The sequence below is a fragment of the Methylobacterium sp. 1973 genome (genome assembly GCF_040545035.1).
GTDB classification, from domain to species: Bacteria; Pseudomonadota; Alphaproteobacteria; order Rhizobiales; family Beijerinckiaceae; genus Methylobacterium; species Methylobacterium fujisawaense.
In genome coordinates this window covers 33,109-48,673 of record NZ_JBEPLA010000020.1, presented here as the reverse complement: position 1 = coordinate 48,673, position 15,565 = coordinate 33,109, and the positions used below count along the sequence as shown (strand labels likewise).

Sequence of the window (15,565 nt, the reverse complement as noted above, 5' to 3'; positions counted from 1 at the left end):
GCGATGCAGCCCGTGCTGCACGCCGTCGGTGAGGCATGGGTACCGACTTGCACTCTGCGGGATAATCTGACCACTCCGAGAGTGACCGTTGCCGAAAACGAGAGGGTGCGATGGACCGGTTGGAGGCCATGAGCCTGCTGGTCGCTGCCGTGGAGGCCGGGAGCCTGTCGGCCGCCGGACGCCGGCTCGGCATCCCCCTGCCGAGCGTCAGCCGCAAGATCGCGGACCTGGAAGCCCATCTCGGCGCGAGGCTCCTGGTCCGCACGACGCGCAAGCTCATCCCGACCGACGCGGGAGCCGCCTACATCGAGGCGTGCCGACGCTTGCTCGGCGAGGTCGAGGAGACCGAGCGGGCGGTCAGGGGCGAGTACACCGAGCCCCGCGGCGCGTTGACGATGACGGCCCCGCTGGTTTTCGGGCGGCTGCACGTCCTGCCGGTGGTCTCGGCGTTCCTGTCCCGGTTCCCGGACATCACCGTGCGCCTGATCCTCACCGACCGGGCCCTGGACCTCGTGGAGGATCACGTGGACCTGGCGGTCTGCATCTCGCACCTGCCGGACAGCGACTTGGTAACGGCGCGGCTGGGCACGGTCACACGCGTGGTCTGCGGCAGTCCGGACTTCCTCGCCGCCCACGGGACGCCCCACACGCTATCCGACCTCGCCGAGATCCCGTGCGTGACCTTCAGCGACCTGGCCGCCGGCCCGGCCTGGCACTTCGCCACGTCCGACCGGAAGGCCGTCCAAGTGGTCCGGGTGCGGTCGCGTCTGCAGGTCAACACGGCCGAGGCCGCTCTCGACGCCGCGGCGGCCGGCGTCGGCCTCACGCAGGTGCTGTCGTACCAGGCGGCCCCTCTGGTCGCCGCCGGGAGCCAAGTTCTCGTCCTGCGGTCGTTCGAGCTTGATCCGGTCCCGGTCAGCGTCGTCCATGTCGGCCACGGACGCCTCCCGCTCAAGCTGCGGGCATTCCTCGACTTCGCGACGCCGCGCATTCGCGCGTCCCTGGGTGCCGTTATCCCACCCCCATGAAGGCCGATGCGCCCGCCGGCTTGGGACGAGCGTCCGCCGGGTAAGAAAAGGCCGGGCCATCTCCCTCTCGAAATCCGTAAGGCTGAGTTTCGCAAACTCTGTGTTCTAGTGAGTGCCGAGAGAGTTCATCGTGATCACACTGTCCGGTCCCGAGCCTGAACGCCGCGGCACGGTCGGAGGGCTCGCGGCGAAGGCCGGTGCATCCGCCTCGACGTGCGCGACATTCGCGGTCGCGAGGCGCGCAATCCGGACGTTCCCCGGCCCGCACAGATGCGAGTGGAGCGATGAGACAGGACACGGCATTCCAAGACGGGCCTGCCAGGGCGACGCGGCGGAGTCTTCTCGCCGGCAGCGTCATGGCGGCAGGCTTAGGCCCGGTCGGCGCCGTCGCGGCGGAAACGCGGCCCGCCGAGGTCGCAGAGGTCCGCCACGGCACGGTCCGGGCCGACGGCGTGGACGTCTTCTATCGCGAGGCCGGCCGGCCCGACGCCCCGGTATTCCTGCTGCTGCACGGCTTCGCGAATTCGTCCTTCTACTTCCGCCATCTCATGCCGAGGCTCGCGGACCGGTTTCGCCTGATCGCGCCGGATCTCCCGTCCTTCGGTTTCACGGTGGTCCCGGAGGACCGCGGCTACGTCTACGACTTCGCGGCGCTGTCGCGAACGATCGAGGCCTTCGTCGACGTCCTCGGCCTCCGGCGCTACCGCCTCTACACTTTCGACTACGGGGCTCCGGTGGGTTGGGACCTGGCGCTCGCGCATCCCGACCGCATCGCCGGCATCGTGTCCCAGAACGGCAACGCCTATCTGGAGGGGCTCGGCGAGGCGGCCTGGGCGCCCCTCAGAGCCTATTGGGAAAAGCCGAACGAGGCCGCCGTGGAGGCCATCCGCGCCCGCATGACCCTCGACGGCGTCAAGGCACCCTACTTCCACGGGGTGCCCGACCCGTCGGTCATTGAGCCCGAGTCGTACACGCTCGACGCCGCCATTCTGGCGCGACCGGGCAATGCGGACCGCCAAGTCAAGCTCAAGCTCGACTACAAGCGCAACCTGGAACGCTACCCGCTGGTCCAGGCCTTCTTCCGAGAGCACCGCCCGAAGCTCCTCGCTGTCTGGGGCCGAAACGACCCCTTCTTCATCCCGCCCGGAGCCGAGGCGTTCAAGCGCGATATCCCGGACGCACGGGTCCGCTTCCTCGACACCGGCCACTTCGCCCTCGAAACGAACGGGGACGACATCGCTCGAGAGATCCGGGCCTACTTCTGAGCCTCCGGCGTGCCGGGCCATCCTCGCGGGCCCGACACGCCGTGCGATGGTTCGGATCGGGCGCTCACTTAGTTCTGGGCGGCCATGGTCCGGGCCACGTCGGCGGCGCTGATGCCCTCCAGGGCGAGGCCGTAGCCGGTGCCCTCCTCGACGAGCCGGCGCAGGCGCTGCGTGAGCGCGATCCGCGTGTACCGGCCGGTGAGCGGCGGCAGAGCTGCGATCCCGTCCGCGATCTCGTGCGCCCTGGCCAGCAGCCGGTCTTGCGGCACGATCTCGTTGATGACGCCCCAATCCTTGGCCGTCTGGGCATCCAGCACCTGCCGCGTCAGCAGGAAGTATCGCCCGCGGATCGAACCGATCACCTCAGGCCACAGGATGTGCATGCCGTCGCCCGGCACGATCCCGAACTCGAAATGCGGCTTGTCCTGGAACACCGTCTCGGGCGTGGCCAGCACGATGTCGGTGAGCAGCGCGTATTCGCTGTGAAGCAGGACCGGGCCGTTGAGCGCGGTGATCATCGGCACCTCGACGTCGAGGATGTTGCTGAGCACCTTGCGGCCCTCGCGCAGGATCTTGTCGTAGCCCTGCGGCGTGAAGAAATCGAAGCCCTCGGGGCTGATCGCGTCCATGAAGGCGTCGCCCGCCCCCGTCAGGATCACCGCCCGGTTGTCGCGGTCCTCGCCGATCGCGTGGAACAGGTCGACGAACTGCTCGTGGGTGTGACCGTTGAAGACGAGCTTGCCGCCCTCGGTGTGGAGCATGACCTCCAGCACGCCGTTCGGCTTCCGGGTCAGGCGGGCGTTCGGGAACGCGTCGCGGTAGGTCTCGAAACGGGCCATCGGTGCTGTCCTCGTGGTGGCCGGCCCCGTTGGTCGGCATGAGGACGAGGTAGACGGCACCGCCCGGCGACGGATGACGGCGCGCAGCGATAAGACTTATGCCGTCGCGGAATGGGGCTCCCGCATCTCGGCCATCACCGCCTCGACGAAGCCGGCGAAGAGCCGCGCCTTGGCGCTGGCCATGCGGCCGGTGGGGAAGACCGCCCAGAGATCGATCATAGGCAACGCCCAGGGCTGCAGCAGCCGCCGGACCGCGCCGCTCGCCAGTTCGGGGACGAACATCCAGTCCGACGCGATGGTGAGCCCGATATCGGCCAGCACGGCCGCACGCAGGCCTTCGGCCGCGCTGACCCGGACGCGGCCATGCACCGCAACCGAGATCTCGGCGCCGTCCCGGGTGAAGGACCAGGCATCGGGCTGCCGGCTGTAGACCACCGCCTCGTGCCCGGCGAGGTCCGCGGGACTGCGCGGTTCGCCCGCGCGGGCAAGATAGGCGGGCGTGGCGAGCACCGAACGGCCCCCGGTGGCGAGCTTGCGTGCGACGGCGGCCGAGTCCGGCAAAGTCCCCATGCGCAGGGACAGGTCGATCCCCTCGCCGACGAGGTCGATTACCCGGTCGTCGAGGACGATCTCGATGTCGAGGTCCGGGTGCTCGGCGAGGAAGCGCGGCAGCATCGGCACCACGTGGAGCCGGGCGAAGGTGGTCGCCGCCGAGACGCGCAGCCGTCCCGAGAGACCGGCCCCCGCGCCTCGGGCGGCGCGCTCGGCCTCGTCCGCCTCCGCGATGGCCGCCCGCGCCCGCTCGTAGAAGCGCAGGCCCGCCTCCGTGGGGCTCAGGCCGTGCGTCGAGCGGACGAGCAGGCTGACCTGCAGCCGGTTCTCCAACTGCGCGATCGTCTTGGAGACGGCGGGCTGGCCGACATTCAGGAGTCGGGCGGCCCCCGAGAAGGAGCCCGATTCCACGACCTGCACGAAGGTGGCCATCGCCTGATACCGGTCCACGCCATGCCTCCCTGGAATGAGCGTTATCGCCTCGGGCCTTCTGCCCTGTCCATCGGGGGAGGGGCATCAATCCGGCCGTCACCACCGCATCGGCGCAGTGGTCCCGCCGGAGCCAAGTGAACATGTTCGAGGTCTACGCTTTCGCCACGCCCAACAGCATCAAGGTCCTCATCGCGCTGGAGGAACTCGGCCTCCCGTACCGCCTCCACGGCGTGAACGTGCGTCAGGGCGAGCAGAAGGCGCCCGAATTCCTGGCGCTGAACGCGAACGCGAAGGTGCCGGTACTGATCGATCCGGCGGCGGCCGATGGCCGGCTGGTCCTGACCGAGTCCGCTGCGATCCTGGTCTACCTCGCCGAGACGAGCGGCCGCCTGATGCCGCCGCACGGCGAAGGCCGGGCGCGCATGTTCGAGCAGCTGTTCTTCCACGCCTCCGGGCTCGGCCCGGCCTTCGGGCAGGCGGGCTTCTTCCAACGCCAGGCCGCCGAGCCGTTGCCGCTCGCCATCGCCCGCTTCTCGGCGGAGGCGAACCGGACGCTCGGTGTACTCGACGGGGTGCTGGCCGAACGCCGCTACGTCGCCGGCGACGCCTTCACGGTGGCCGACATCGCCCATTTCGGCTGGCTCTGGCGACGCGAGTTCGCGGGCGTGAGCTTCGAGAACACGCCGCATGTCGCCCGCTGGTACGACGCGATGGCCGCGCGTCCCGCTGTCCAACGCGCGGTCGAGCGGGTGAACGCGCTCGTGCCGCAGGCCTGACCGGTCGCACGCCACCGGACTCGCCCCGGGCCGGTCCTTTCCCGCAAGCCAGCAGCGCAAGCCAGCTCGCCAGCCTGTCGCACGAGGCACAAACCCATGACCCTGCAATCCAAGCTCGACGCGTTCAAAGCCGATTTCGAGGACGGCAAGCCCCCCTACAACGTCCCGCCCTCGGTGATCCGGACGATGCACCGGGCCACCGCGGAACTGATCGCCACCGGCGCCGCGACCCGTGCCCTCCGGGCCGGCGACCGGGCGCCGGCGTTCGCGCTCAACGACTCGGAGGGGCAGCCCGTCTCCTCCGACGCCCTGCTGGCGCGCGGGCCGCTCGTGATCAGCTTTTACCGCGGCGTGTGGTGCCCCTACTGCAACACGGAGCTCCGGGCGCTTCAGGAGGCGCTGTCACAATTCGAGAAGCTCGGGGCGAGCCTCGTTGCCCTCTCGCCGCAGACGGCGGCCAACAGCCGGAAGTCGGTCCGCCAGAATGCCCTTGAATTCCCGATCCTGTCGGACCCGCACAACGCCGTCGCGGCCGCGTTCGGCCTGCGCTTCGCGCTGCCCGATTACCTGGTCGATCTCTACAAGAGCCTGAAGAACGACCTGCCGGCGTTCAACGGCGACGCGAGCTGGACCCTGCCGATGCCCGGACGCTTCGTCGTCGGGCAGGACGGCGTGATCCTCTACGCCGAGGTAAACCCCGACTACACCCGCCGCCCCGAGCCCGAAGACATGCTGCCGGCGCTCCGCCGCGCCGCCTCCATTCCCGCCTGACAAGACACGGCCGCAAGGAGATCCAGGATGTCCCGAACCTTTCTCGTGACCGGTGCCAGCAAGGGCATCGGGCTGGCGCTGGCCCACCGTCTCGCCGGCGACGGCCACCACGTCGTCGGCCTTGCGCGCGGAGGCCTCGACGATTTCCCCGGCACGCTCGTGCCGGTGGACCTCGCTGACGGTCCGGCGACCGACGCGGTTCTTGCAGACCTGACCGGACGCTTCACCTTCGATGGCGTGGTCAACAATGTGGGCTTGGTGCGGCCACAGCGACTTGAGGCCGTTGAGATGTCCGCGCTGGACGAGGTCCTGCGCGTCAACCTCCATCCGGCGCTTCAGGCCGTGCAGGCGACCCTGCCCGGCATGCGCCGGCGCGGCTGGGGCCGGGTCGTCAACATCGCCAGCCTGACCATCCTCGGCAGCGTCGAGCGCACGGCCTACGCGGCCGCGAAGGCGGCGCTGGTCAGCTTCACCCGCTCCTGGGCGCTCGAGCTCGCAACGACCGGGATCACCGTCAACGCGGTGGCGCCGGGCCCGACCGAGACCGAGCTGTTCCGGGCCAACAACCCCCCGGGCAGCCCGGGCGAGACGCGCTATCTCGCCGGGGTGCCGATGGGCCGCTTCGGACGGCCTGAGGAGATTGCGGCAGCCATCGCGTTCTTGATGTCGGACGGGGCGGCGTTCATGACGGGGCAGACACTCTACGTCGACGGCGGTGCCTCGATCGGTCGGGCGGCGCTGTAGCCCCGGACGCGGCTCACCGTGTCGCGGCGGCATCGAGCTCGTTGTCGCCGCCGACCAGCTGCAGGCACCATTCGGTGAAGGCGCGGACCTTCGCGGCGCGATGCTGGCGCGACGGGTAGATCGCGTACAGGGGGAAGGTCTCGTCGGGCCAATCCGGGAAGATCTCGACGAGCTTGCGGCTCGCGACGAAGTTCCGGCTGCCGAGCTGCATGACCTGCGCGATCCCGGCGCCCTCGCAACAGGCGCCGATCATCGTCTCGACGTCCGACACCATCAGGCGCGCCGGCTGCCGCACCGGCACGACCTCGTCGCCGCGGCGGAACTCCCACGCGAAGGGGCGGCCCGTCAGCGGATCCTGAAAGTCGATGCAGGCGTGGTCCCGAAGGTCGCGCGGGTGCGCGGGGCGGCCGTGCGCAGCCAGGTACGCCGGCGCCGCGACTGTCAGGATCCGCGCCTCCAGGAGCTTGCGCGCGGTGAAGCCCGCCACCGGCGGATCCCCGAACCGCAGCGCCATATCGAACCCGTCGGCAACGAGGTCGCCGATCTGATCGCGCATGATCAGTTCGAGCCGCAACTCGCGATGGAGCGCGAGGAAGCGCGTCAGCTCGCGCGACACGACGAGGCGCGAGAAAATCGGATCGACATTCACCCGCAGGCGCCCGCGCACCGTCGACGCACTGCCCGCCGCCTCCAGGGCGGCTTCCTCGATCCCGTCGAGATGCGGGCCGACCCGCTCCCAGAAGCGACGTCCCTCGTCGGTGAGCCGCAAGGTCCGGGTCGTGCGATCGAGCAACCGCACACCGACGCGGGTCTCCAGACGCTGGATGGCGCGTCCCACACCCGACTGGGTGAGCCCGAGGGCCTCGGCCGCTCGGGTCATGGTTCCGGCCTCGACCACGGCTATCAGAACCGTCACGCCGGCGAGCAGTCGGCCATCGCAAGGCATCGTTCCATGACTCCGAGTCCGGAATGATCTGACAGAACGACGCAAATTCCTGTCCCGACTCTACGCCACCTAGAGCCGTGGCAATTCAGAGGAGGCTCTCATGACAGGGCAATCCACGGCGCTCGTCGTCGGCGCTTCGCGCGGACTGGACTTCGCCCTCGCGGAGGAGTGGCTCGGGCGCGGGTGGCGCGTGATCGCAACGGCACGCGGCCGCTCCGACCAACTTGAGACGCTCGCGAACCGCTTTCCCGACAGCCTCGAGATCCAGCCGGTCGACATCAACGATGGAAGCTCGGTCCGCGCGCTGCGCGAGCGCTTGAGCGGTCGACGCGTCGACGTCCTGTTCATCAATGCCGGCATCGCCCGCGAAATCGAGGCGAGCCCGGTCAGCGCGCATGAGACGGACTTTCTCGACATGATGCTGACTAACGCCTTCTCGCCCGTGCGCGCGGTCGAGCTCCTGCGGGATCTGGTGCCGGCCGGCGGCACCATCGGGATCATGAGTTCCGAGCTCGGCAGCATCGCGCACGCGACCGGCGGCTGGCAGCTCTACGCGTCCAGCAAAGCCGCGCTCAACATGCTCATGAAGGGCTATGCGGCGAAGCACTTCGATGACGGGCACGCCTTGCTCCTCGTCGCTCCCGGCTGGGTGCGGACCGAGATGGGCGGCGGCGATGCGGCTCTGTCCGTCGCGGAGAGCATCCCGCGCGTGGTCGACATGATCGAGGCGAACCGCGGCTTGGCCGGTCTGCGCTACGTCGACCGGTTCAACAATCCGCTTCCCTGGTGACCGACTGACTGCCAGGCGAACCGGACATGCGCCACCCACGTACCACGGCAGGCAGCGTCCACCCGAGGATATCGGCGATGGTGACCGGAACGGCTCCGGTTGCCGCGCAGAGCAGCCCGTCATCGCCTGGAGCGGTGCTGCCCGAGCAGGGATTCGCGACGCACGATCTACGGGCGGCCGCGGCGTTGCAGCGCTCTCAAACGGCGATCGTGACCGAAGCATTGCTGAAAGACTGACGATGGCCCGTATCTTCATCACCGGATCGTCGGATGGCCTCGGGCTCATGGCGGGCCAGCGCCTGGCTCGCGAGGGCCATGAAGTCGTGCTGCATGCGCGGAACACCGATCGTGGCGAGGTCGCGCGACGGGCGCTTCCGAACGCGGCCCAGATCGACATCGGCGATGTCGTCACGATCGCCGGCATGCGATCCGTGGCCGAGCAGGCCAACGCGATCGGGCACTTCGACGCCGTCATCCATAATGTCGGCATCGGCTATCGCGAAGCGCGCCGGCTGGAGACCCGGGATGGTCTGAGCCATCTCTTCGCGATCAACGTCTTGGCGCCTTACTTGCTCACCGCTTTGATGGAGAGGCCAGACCGCCTCGTTTACCTGAGCTCGGGCATGCACCCAGGCGGTATTCCGGACATGGACGATCTGCAATGGACCAGACGGCGCTGGAGCGGATCGCAGGCTTACGCGGAAACGAAGTTCCTGAATGTCCTGCTGGCTTTCGGCGTGGCACGACACTGGCCCGCGGTGCGATCGAACGCCCTCGAACCGGGCTGGGTACCCACCCGTATGGGCGGCCCCGGTGCGCCGGATGATATGGCCGCCGCGCCCGTGACCCAGGCATGGCTGGCGGTCGGGGACGACCCAGCGACCCGTGTCACGGGCCGGTACTTCTATCACCAGCGCGAAAAATCGCCGGAGCCCAGCACCCGTCGCGTCGGGCTGCAGGAGGCTCTGCTGGACCGGTGCGCGACGCTGTCCGGTGTGCCGCTGCCCTAGACAGCCACGCAGCCCCTCGGTGGAGCGCCTGAGGTCGAGGATCTTAGGCGCGCACGGCCGTCATATACCGGACAACGCTCGGCCCGGACGTCCCGTGAAGCGAAGGACGGCCTCCGCGAAGGCGCAGGCCTCCTCGATATGGGCGAAGTGGCCGCTCTGCTCGAAGATTCTCATTTGCGCCTGTGGTAGCAGATCGGCCAGCAACGCCGCGTGGCGCGGGCCGAGAATGAAGTCGTCGGTTCCGGTGACGACGAGCGCCGGAACCTGCACGGTGGCGAGACGGTCGCGAACGTCGAAGACTTGGCCATCGCCGACCAACAGGGTCGCCTGGAGCCGCCGTTGCAGGGTCGCGAGCATGTCTGGCCAGCGCCGGAAGTCCGACATATAGGCCGGAAGGAGGTCGCGCAGCGCCGCGGTATAGGCCGCGTCTGTGCGGATGGTGGGGATCGAGGCCCAGGCCCTCTCGACCGCTTTGGCTTCCGCCGTCCCCGCGTGGCGTGCCACGAAGGCGGCGATCTCAGCGCTCGCATCGGCCATGAAGGCGCCGCCTGTGTAGGCAGCGCCCGCATACACGATCAGGCCTTTGAGTCCTCCTGGCCGCTTGAGCGCTGCCTCCAGCACCACAAAGGCACCGTGCGAATGGCCGAGGAGGTAAGGTTCGGGGATACCGGCCGCGTCGATGAACGCGAGCAGCTGTTCGGAGAAGCGGTCTACGCTGTACCCCTGGGGATGGGTCGCGAGGCGTCCGGACGATCCTGTGCCGATCGGGTCCAGATACACCATGGTCAGGCTCTCTTCGAGCAGAGGCAATCGCAAGTAGCTGGCGTCTATGCCGGGGCCACCGGCATGCGCGATGCAATAGGGTCCCATGCCGGAGACGTGATAATGTTGAACTACGCCGTTCACGGCGATGCTGTGCGTGCCAGGCGCTAGGACCGACGGCATGAACATCCTTTCGCATCTTAAATGGCGGGACATGGCACCCGCAGATCCACGTCTCTGATGTTTCGATGTTGCCAGGAGTGACTGCGCGACTCCGTTCTCGACTCGGCAGCAGGCCTCAAGCCGTACGCGGACGCGCTCTTTGCTGGTCTTCGCCGAGCAGACCATTCTTTCATCGGGGCTGGTCATCGACCCAACTAGGCCAAGCGTCTGTGCCACGTTGACGAAGAGCAGCATCGATCGGCGTGGCAGATCCTGATTTCAAGATTTCTCAGCCTTGATGGGCGCCGCTTCTCGGGTCGCGCCGTGCATACTGAAGAGCAGGATTTTTAAGAGTCCTCATCCCCGAAAGGCCGCCCTTCGTTTTACGAATGAAGGCCCCTGAGGAAATCTGGGCCGTCTTTTCGACGCGCCGCTTATATGCAGATTTAATTTCAGAAACCACCAAGTTCGAGCCACAGCACCTGATTTGAACGATAACGCACGCCGTGCGGGTTCCGCCATCGCAAGTTTTTGGCGAGACTATCCGGCGTTGATGATGGCAATACCCTCGGTGCTCGTGTTCAACGCGGAAGACATCCACCCGCATGCACGCTCAGGGTCTTTCGGACTTCCGCCGTGCGCCGTCGATCCCGAGGTCGGATTGTGGCTCCAGGGATCTGACCAGGCTCGTGGCTTGAGCGCGGTAGGCGCTCGGATCGCACCCGTAAGCGATCTTGAAGGCGTGCGAGAAGTAACTGCGGCTGGCGTACCCGACGCTCTCAGAGATGACCTTCACGGGCATGGGCGAGGACGTCAGCAGCTTGGCTGCCAGTTGCAGTCGCGCCCGCTGCAGATACTCGATCGGACCCTCGCCGAATGTGGCGGAGAAGCGCTCGGCGAAACCGGAGCGGCTCATCCCACAGAGCGCAGCCAAGCTATCGACCGTATGCTGCGCCCCAGGCGCGTCGAGGACAGCCGCGATCGCCGGGACCAGCCTCGGATCGCGCAGCGCTTCGAAGATCGGCGATTCAGCGCCTTTCTCCTTCAGATGGATCCGAAGCAGGATTGTCAGGCACTGCTTCATCAGCGCACTCGTCACTTCCTGCGTACCAAGACTTGGATTGACCAGTTCCTCGATCATGAAAGCGAAGGCGTGGCGCAGCCTGTCGCTGCCGGATAAATCTTCAATCAAGGCGTTGTGCAGACGGTCGAAAAGACCGAGCGCGCCGGCATATCGCGCCGCGATAGAGCCGCAGGCCAGTAAAATGTCCCGTCTTCCATCACCCGCCGTCAACGCAATAAGGCCATCCGGAAGAACTCTGCGTGCGTCTTCGGCCGTAACCGTTCGGGCAGCTCCCGCGAAACCAATTGAGTGCCGCGTGCCGCGCGGTGGGATCACCATGCAATTCGGCCCGAAACGTAGAGGTTCTTGACCTTCGACCACGATCGTTCCTGAGCCCGCAAGAACGTAATGGACAAGAATCGCGTCCGCCATGCCGTTCTTCGCCAGCTGCCACCCGGTCTGGATCTCACAGAACGCGAACGCATGGACCTGCACAGACAAAGTCGAGAACAGACGCGGAAGGATATCGCAGGACATGGGCACTCCGTGCGCTCTTACTGGTGAACTAATCTCAGCGTCTTTTGTGGAAGGTCCAGGTCATCACGACAGGCAACTTGGCGGTTGACTTTTCCCATATGGCTTGTCGATCCCATAATTCATCAATTTGCGACCACGTATTGGATCAAAAAACACGAAGGGCGCCCGCTATCATGAAGATGAACGCGATCAGATCCAGGCGTCGCTTGCACCCATAGCCGGTGCGGATCATGCACTGGACGAACGCCGTGGCGATGGTGGTGCTGATCGGCTCCGGCTGGGGCATCTACGACGATTCCGTCATTATTCACGGCGTGTACTTTCCCAAGGCGATCCGCCTTGGGTCCTGGGCCGCCGAGAGCCTGCTTTGGCACTTCGCCGCGATGTGGCTGCTGGTTGCCAATGGCGGCGCTTATCTCGTCTACGGCGTCGCGACCGGGCGCCTGCGCGAGCGCCTCCTGCCGATCCGCCCGAGCGACATCGTGCAGACGGTCCGCGACACGCTGCGGCTCAAGCTCGCGCACGAGGACCTGACGACCTACAACGCCGTCCAGGAGATCCTCTACATCGTCGCCATCCTGGCCGGCATCAGCCAGGTCGTCAGCGGGCTGGCCATCTGGAAGCCGGTCCAATTCTCCGGCCTCGTCGCACTGCTCGGCGGCTTCCAGGGCGCGCGCCTCGTCCTCTTCGCCGGCATGGCGGTGCTGGCGGGCTTCCTTGCCATCCACGTCGTGCTCGCCCTGCTCGTGCCGCGCACGCTGAGGGCGATGCTGACTGGCGGCCCGGTCCGCCAGCCGGCCCTCCCGGCCATGGCCCGGGAGGCGGCGCGATGAGGTCGCCGTTCCGCCCCCGCACGGTGCCGGATCCCGGCATCCTCGACGACCACCGCCCCCTGGTCCGCCAGATCGAGCGGCGCGGTCTCCTGCGCGGCGGCCTGACGCTGGGCGCGCTCACCATGCTCACCGGCTGCGACGTGACCGACACGACCGCGGTCGGCCGGGCGCTGCGCGCGGTCTCCGACTTCAACGACGGCGTCCAGGCCGCCCTGTTCGATCCCCGCAAGCTCGCGCCGGAATATCCCGCCTCCCAGGTCCTGAAGCCGCCGCGCTTCAACGCCTACTACGACGTCGAGGACGTGAAGCCGATCGACGGCACGGCGTGGCGGCTCGAACTCGCCGGGCTGATCTCCGACAAGCGGCCCTGGACGCGTCGGCAGATCGCGGAATTGCCCGAGCGCGAGATCATCATCCGCCACGTCTGCGTGGAGGGCTGGGACTATATCGGGCAGTGGTCGGGCGTGCCGCTCCGCGCCTTCTTGGAGCGCGTCGGCGCCGACCTCACCGCCAAGTACGTCGCCTTCAAGACGGCCAACAACTATCCGAGCAGCATCGACATGGCCAGCGCACTGCACCCGCAGACGCTGCTCGCCACCCGCTATGCCGGCGCGGAGCTGCCGGACCCCTACGGGTACCCGCTGCGCCTGCGCACCGCGGTCAAGCTCGGCTTCAAGAATCCCAAATGGATCACGGCCATCGAGGTGACCAACACCTATCCCGGCGGCTACTGGGAGAATCGCGGCTTCAACTGGTTCGCGGGCCTATGAGTGCCCGCGCGATCCGGTGCGCCCGGGGCGTCGTCCTGCTGACGCTGGCCCTCACCGGGCCGGCGCAGGCGCAGACGGCCGGTCCCTTGCCGGCCCCCGACCACATGCCGAAGCCCGGCATGACCGCCCCCGAGATGGCGGGTCGCGCGGCCGGCCGGTTTCCCCAGCCTGTGCGCGTCGGCGATCTCCCCGGCCGCCTCCTGTTTCAGCCGGAGGAATCACAGCCCGTGCTCGGCCGCGTGACGGGGCTCGTCCGCCGCAACGACGGCGGCGCCGATGTGATCGTGCGCCTCGACGGCGTCCTCGGGCTGACCTGGCTCAGACTCCAGCCGGTCGCCTGGAGCGGGGTCGGATCCCGGCTCGTGGCCGTGCCGGTCGAAGCGGTGGCGCTGCTCGGCGAGCACGTAGCCCTCATGGGCCTGACGCCGGAGCGCCTGCGCGCGCTGCCGGCCTTCGCGCCGGGCTCGGCCATCGCTGTTCAACCGAACCAGACGCTCCGCCTCGGGATCGTCCGGCCCTTCCATTGATCACGGAGGAATCTTGGAGATGGCACCAGGACCGACGTCCGGATCGTCCGCCACCTGCGCGATCGGCGTGATGGCCAAGGCGCCGCGCAGCGGCCGCTCCAAGACGCGGCTGTGCCCGCCGCTGACGCCCGACCAGGCCGCACTCCTGAGCGGTGCCTTCCTGCGCGATACGACCACCAACATCCTGGAGGCGGCCCGCTCCGCGCCGATCGCCGCCTACGCGGCCTACGCGCCGCGCGGCGCCAAGGCGCTGGTCAGCCCCCATCTGGTCATCGGAACACAGCTCGTCCCGGCGGACGGCGACATCCCGGCCCCGGCGGCAGTCGAGGGTTTCGGCCGCTGCCTGCTGCAGGCCGTCAGAGGCATGCTCGCGGAGGGCCATGCAGCGGCTTGCGTGCTCAGCGCCGACATCCCGACGCTGCCGACGCGCCTCCTCGTCCAGGCCGCCCGGATCCTGCTGGCGCCGGGGGACAGGGCCGTGCTCGGCGCCTGCAGAGACGGCGGCTACTACATCTTAGGCCTCAAGCAGGCCCATGCCCGCCTCTTCGCCGACATCGCCTGGAGCACCGACACCGTCGCGGCCGCCACCCGCGCCCGGGCGCACGAGATCGGCCTCGCTCTCGTCGAGCTGGACCCCTGGTACGACGTCGACGACGCGGCCTCGCTGGCGCAGCTCTCCGCCGATACGTCCGGCTACGCGGCCCCGGCGACGCGCGCGGTCCTGGCGGGGCTCACGGAGACCTCGGAAGCCGTCCCGGCATGACCCGGCTTCTCGCCAGCCCCGCGCACCGGCTCGCGGCTCTCGGCCTCGGGCTGCTCGTCGTGAATGTCGGCGCGCTCGCGATCCACGTGCCGGGCGCCGACACGGTCGGCTCCGTGGCCCGCGCCAACGTCTTCGTCGGCGTGGTCGCGGTTGGTCTCGGAATCTACCTCCTCGCCGTGCGCTTGGTGCTGCGGGAGCGGCTGCCGCCCGCGGCCCTGTGGACGATCCCCGGCTTCGCCGTGGTGATGCGGGCCGCGCTGCTGCCGGCGCCGCCGTTCCTGTCGAGCGACATCTACCGCTACGTCTGGGACGGGCAGGTCCAGGCCGCCGGGATCAACCCCTACCGCTACATCCCGGCCGATCCGGCTCTCGAACGGCTGCGCGATGCGGCGGTCTACCCGCTGATCAACCGCAAGGACTACGCGCCCACGATCTACCCGCCCGCGGCGCAGATGGTCTTCGCCGCCGTGGGCCAAGTCTCGCACGGCGTCACCGGCATGAAGCTCGCGATGCTGGGCTTCGAGGCCCTGGGCGTGCTCGCCATGCTCGCGATCCTGCGCGGCGCCGGCCGGTCATCCGCACAGTTTTTTGGAGGCCCTGAATGCGTGTCGTCGTCGATCTCAATCGCTGCCAGGGCTACGCCCAGTGCTGCTACGCCGCCCCTGAGCATTTCGAGCTGCGCGGTCACGAGATCCTGTTCTACGATTCCGCGCCACCGGACGCGAAGCGGTCGCAGATCGAGCGGGCGCAGCAGGCCTGCCCCGTCCGAGCCATTGAGAGCGAGCGCGCCGGCCTCTCCGAGGAGGGCGAACCGTGATCGGCGCACAGCGACCGGGCATCGTCGTCGTGGGCGCCTCCCTCGCCGAGTGGCGGAGGCGTTGCGGGACGGCGGCGATGATGGGCCCCTGATCCTGGTCGGGGCCGAGCCGCATCGGCCCTACGACAGGCCGCCCCTGTCCAAGCACGTCCTTGCGGGCGAGCTTCCCGCCACGCGAC

At 68.3% G+C, this 15,565-nt stretch carries 18 protein-coding genes and 1 pseudogene; 14 read left to right on the top strand and 5 right to left on the bottom strand.

The genetic code is table 11. The features are described 5' to 3' along the window. The first annotated feature begins 110 nt into the window (after nucleotides 1-110). Together ABIC70_RS26225 and ABIC70_RS26220 are read left to right on the top strand one after the other, a co-directional pair. Complete coding sequence (locus ABIC70_RS26225; RefSeq protein WP_354441944.1) at nucleotides 111-1,028, top strand: LysR family transcriptional regulator; 918 nt, start codon at nucleotides 111-113, stop codon at nucleotides 1,026-1,028. Nucleotides 1,029-1,312: 284 nt separating this feature from the next. Beyond that, nucleotides 1,313-2,293: an alpha/beta fold hydrolase gene (locus ABIC70_RS26220; protein WP_354441942.1), complete on the top strand. Its 981-nt coding sequence runs from the start codon at nucleotides 1,313-1,315 to the stop codon at nucleotides 2,291-2,293. A 68-nt stretch (nucleotides 2,294-2,361) separates the two neighbouring features. Here ABIC70_RS26220 and ABIC70_RS26215 read toward each other — a convergent pair whose 3' ends face one another. Together ABIC70_RS26215 and ABIC70_RS26210 are read right to left on the bottom strand one after the other, a co-directional pair. Further along, nucleotides 2,362-3,132, bottom strand: a complete 771-nt coding sequence (locus tag ABIC70_RS26215; protein ID WP_179698093.1) for an enoyl-CoA hydratase/isomerase family protein — start codon at nucleotides 3,130-3,132, stop codon at nucleotides 2,362-2,364. Nucleotides 3,133-3,228: 96 nt separating this feature from the next. Further along, on the bottom strand, nucleotides 3,229-4,134 hold the full coding sequence (locus ABIC70_RS26210; protein ID WP_274925848.1) for a LysR family transcriptional regulator: 906 nt from the start codon (nucleotides 4,132-4,134) through the stop codon (nucleotides 3,229-3,231). Nucleotides 4,135-4,256: 122 nt separating this feature from the next. Between ABIC70_RS26210 and ABIC70_RS26205 the strand changes: the two genes are divergently transcribed. The 3 genes from ABIC70_RS26205 to ABIC70_RS26195 all read left to right on the top strand — a co-directional run bounded on the left by ABIC70_RS26205 (nucleotide 4,257) and on the right by ABIC70_RS26195 (nucleotide 6,407). Continuing rightward, nucleotides 4,257-4,892, top strand: a complete 636-nt coding sequence (locus ABIC70_RS26205; RefSeq protein ID WP_354441939.1) for a glutathione S-transferase family protein — start codon at nucleotides 4,257-4,259, stop codon at nucleotides 4,890-4,892. A 96-nt stretch (nucleotides 4,893-4,988) separates the two neighbouring features. Continuing rightward, nucleotides 4,989-5,663 (top strand): peroxiredoxin-like family protein, encoded by a 675-nt coding sequence (locus tag ABIC70_RS26200; protein WP_354441937.1) that lies wholly within the window; start codon nucleotides 4,989-4,991, stop codon nucleotides 5,661-5,663. Between the two features lie 27 nt (nucleotides 5,664-5,690). Then, nucleotides 5,691-6,407, top strand: a complete 717-nt coding sequence (locus tag ABIC70_RS26195) for an SDR family oxidoreductase (protein ID WP_354441935.1) — start codon at nucleotides 5,691-5,693, stop codon at nucleotides 6,405-6,407. 13 nt (nucleotides 6,408-6,420) lie between these two features. Here ABIC70_RS26195 and ABIC70_RS26190 read toward each other — a convergent pair whose 3' ends face one another. Then, nucleotides 6,421-7,353, bottom strand: a complete 933-nt coding sequence (locus ABIC70_RS26190; protein WP_354441933.1) for a LysR family transcriptional regulator — start codon at nucleotides 7,351-7,353, stop codon at nucleotides 6,421-6,423. Nucleotides 7,354-7,453: 100 nt separating this feature from the next. On the opposite strand from ABIC70_RS26190, the gene ABIC70_RS26185 reads away from it, so the two are divergent. From ABIC70_RS26185 to ABIC70_RS26175, 3 genes are all read left to right on the top strand, one after another. After that, complete coding sequence (locus ABIC70_RS26185; RefSeq protein WP_354441931.1) at nucleotides 7,454-8,143, top strand: SDR family NAD(P)-dependent oxidoreductase; 690 nt, start codon at nucleotides 7,454-7,456, stop codon at nucleotides 8,141-8,143. Nucleotides 8,144-8,220: 77 nt separating this feature from the next. Further along, on the top strand, nucleotides 8,221-8,379 hold the full coding sequence (locus tag ABIC70_RS26180; protein ID WP_354441929.1) for a hypothetical protein: 159 nt from the start codon (nucleotides 8,221-8,223) through the stop codon (nucleotides 8,377-8,379). Between the two features lie 2 nt (nucleotides 8,380-8,381). Further along, nucleotides 8,382-9,152: an SDR family NAD(P)-dependent oxidoreductase gene (locus tag ABIC70_RS26175; RefSeq protein WP_043755458.1), complete on the top strand. Its 771-nt coding sequence runs from the start codon at nucleotides 8,382-8,384 to the stop codon at nucleotides 9,150-9,152. A gap of 60 nt (nucleotides 9,153-9,212) precedes the next feature. Here the strand turns inward: ABIC70_RS26175 and ABIC70_RS26170 are convergent, their stop codons facing one another. Then, nucleotides 9,213-10,331, bottom strand: a complete 1,119-nt coding sequence (locus ABIC70_RS26170; RefSeq protein ID WP_354441927.1) for an alpha/beta fold hydrolase — start codon at nucleotides 10,329-10,331, stop codon at nucleotides 9,213-9,215. 358 nt (nucleotides 10,332-10,689) lie between these two features. Further along, complete coding sequence (locus ABIC70_RS26165; protein ID WP_354441925.1) at nucleotides 10,690-11,676, bottom strand: AraC family transcriptional regulator; 987 nt, start codon at nucleotides 11,674-11,676, stop codon at nucleotides 10,690-10,692. Nucleotides 11,677-11,906: 230 nt separating this feature from the next. On the opposite strand from ABIC70_RS26165, the gene ABIC70_RS26160 reads away from it, so the two are divergent. The 6 genes and pseudogenes from ABIC70_RS26160 (at nucleotide 11,907) to ABIC70_RS26140 (ending at nucleotide 15,386) form a co-directional block, all read left to right on the top strand. Continuing rightward, nucleotides 11,907-12,509, top strand: a complete 603-nt coding sequence (locus ABIC70_RS26160) for a cytochrome b/b6 domain-containing protein (RefSeq protein WP_354441923.1) — start codon at nucleotides 11,907-11,909, stop codon at nucleotides 12,507-12,509. Then, on the top strand, nucleotides 12,506-13,279 hold the full coding sequence (locus ABIC70_RS26155) for a molybdopterin-dependent oxidoreductase (RefSeq protein WP_354441921.1): 774 nt from the start codon (nucleotides 12,506-12,508) through the stop codon (nucleotides 13,277-13,279). Before ABIC70_RS26160 ends, ABIC70_RS26155 begins: the two co-directional genes overlap by 4 nt. Continuing rightward, nucleotides 13,276-13,806 (top strand): hypothetical protein, encoded by a 531-nt coding sequence (locus tag ABIC70_RS26150; protein ID WP_354441919.1) that lies wholly within the window; start codon nucleotides 13,276-13,278, stop codon nucleotides 13,804-13,806. Before ABIC70_RS26155 ends, ABIC70_RS26150 begins: the two co-directional genes overlap by 4 nt. Before the next feature lie 19 nt (nucleotides 13,807-13,825). Further along, nucleotides 13,826-14,569: a TIGR04282 family arsenosugar biosynthesis glycosyltransferase gene (locus tag ABIC70_RS26145; RefSeq protein ID WP_354441917.1), complete on the top strand. Its 744-nt coding sequence runs from the start codon at nucleotides 13,826-13,828 to the stop codon at nucleotides 14,567-14,569. After that, nucleotides 14,566-15,117, top strand: a pseudogene (locus ABIC70_RS28410) (MptA/MptB family glycosyltransferase); the annotation flags it as partial. The gene ABIC70_RS26145 and the pseudogene ABIC70_RS28410, both read left to right, overlap by 4 nt. 53 nt (nucleotides 15,118-15,170) lie before the next feature. Next, complete coding sequence (locus ABIC70_RS26140) at nucleotides 15,171-15,386, top strand: ferredoxin (RefSeq protein ID WP_179698969.1); 216 nt, start codon at nucleotides 15,171-15,173, stop codon at nucleotides 15,384-15,386. Nucleotides 15,387-15,565: the final 179 nt, after the last annotated feature.

Bases quoted from the DNA above. Each gene is read 5' to 3' on its own strand.
- ABIC70_RS26225 (WP_354441944.1), top strand. From the start codon at position 111: ATGGACCGGTTGGAGGCCATGAGCCTGCTGGTCGCTGCCGTGGAGGCC.
- ABIC70_RS26220 (WP_354441942.1), top strand. From the start codon at position 1,313: ATGAGACAGGACACGGCATTCCAAGACGGGCCTGCCAGGGCGACGCGG.
- ABIC70_RS26215 (WP_179698093.1), bottom strand. From the start codon at position 3,132: ATGGCCCGTTTCGAGACCTACCGCGACGCGTTCCCGAACGCCCGCCTG.
- ABIC70_RS26205 (WP_354441939.1), top strand. From the start codon at position 4,257: ATGTTCGAGGTCTACGCTTTCGCCACGCCCAACAGCATCAAGGTCCTC.
- ABIC70_RS26200 (WP_354441937.1), top strand. From the start codon at position 4,989: ATGACCCTGCAATCCAAGCTCGACGCGTTCAAAGCCGATTTCGAGGAC.
- ABIC70_RS26195 (WP_354441935.1), top strand. From the start codon at position 5,691: ATGTCCCGAACCTTTCTCGTGACCGGTGCCAGCAAGGGCATCGGGCTG.
- ABIC70_RS26190 (WP_354441933.1), bottom strand. From the start codon at position 7,353: ATGCCTTGCGATGGCCGACTGCTCGCCGGCGTGACGGTTCTGATAGCC.
- ABIC70_RS26185 (WP_354441931.1), top strand. From the start codon at position 7,454: ATGACAGGGCAATCCACGGCGCTCGTCGTCGGCGCTTCGCGCGGACTG.
- ABIC70_RS26180 (WP_354441929.1), top strand. From the start codon at position 8,221: ATGGTGACCGGAACGGCTCCGGTTGCCGCGCAGAGCAGCCCGTCATCG.
- ABIC70_RS26175 (WP_043755458.1), top strand. From the start codon at position 8,382: ATGGCCCGTATCTTCATCACCGGATCGTCGGATGGCCTCGGGCTCATG.
- ABIC70_RS26170 (WP_354441927.1), bottom strand. From the start codon at position 10,331: ATGCTGCTCTTCGTCAACGTGGCACAGACGCTTGGCCTAGTTGGGTCG.
- ABIC70_RS26165 (WP_354441925.1), bottom strand. From the start codon at position 11,676: ATGTCCTGCGATATCCTTCCGCGTCTGTTCTCGACTTTGTCTGTGCAG.
- ABIC70_RS26160 (WP_354441923.1), top strand. From the start codon at position 11,907: ATGCACTGGACGAACGCCGTGGCGATGGTGGTGCTGATCGGCTCCGGC.
- ABIC70_RS26155 (WP_354441921.1), top strand. From the start codon at position 12,506: ATGAGGTCGCCGTTCCGCCCCCGCACGGTGCCGGATCCCGGCATCCTC.
- ABIC70_RS26150 (WP_354441919.1), top strand. From the start codon at position 13,276: ATGAGTGCCCGCGCGATCCGGTGCGCCCGGGGCGTCGTCCTGCTGACG.
- ABIC70_RS26145 (WP_354441917.1), top strand. From the start codon at position 13,826: ATGGCACCAGGACCGACGTCCGGATCGTCCGCCACCTGCGCGATCGGC.
- ABIC70_RS26140 (WP_179698969.1), top strand. From the start codon at position 15,171: ATGCGTGTCGTCGTCGATCTCAATCGCTGCCAGGGCTACGCCCAGTGC.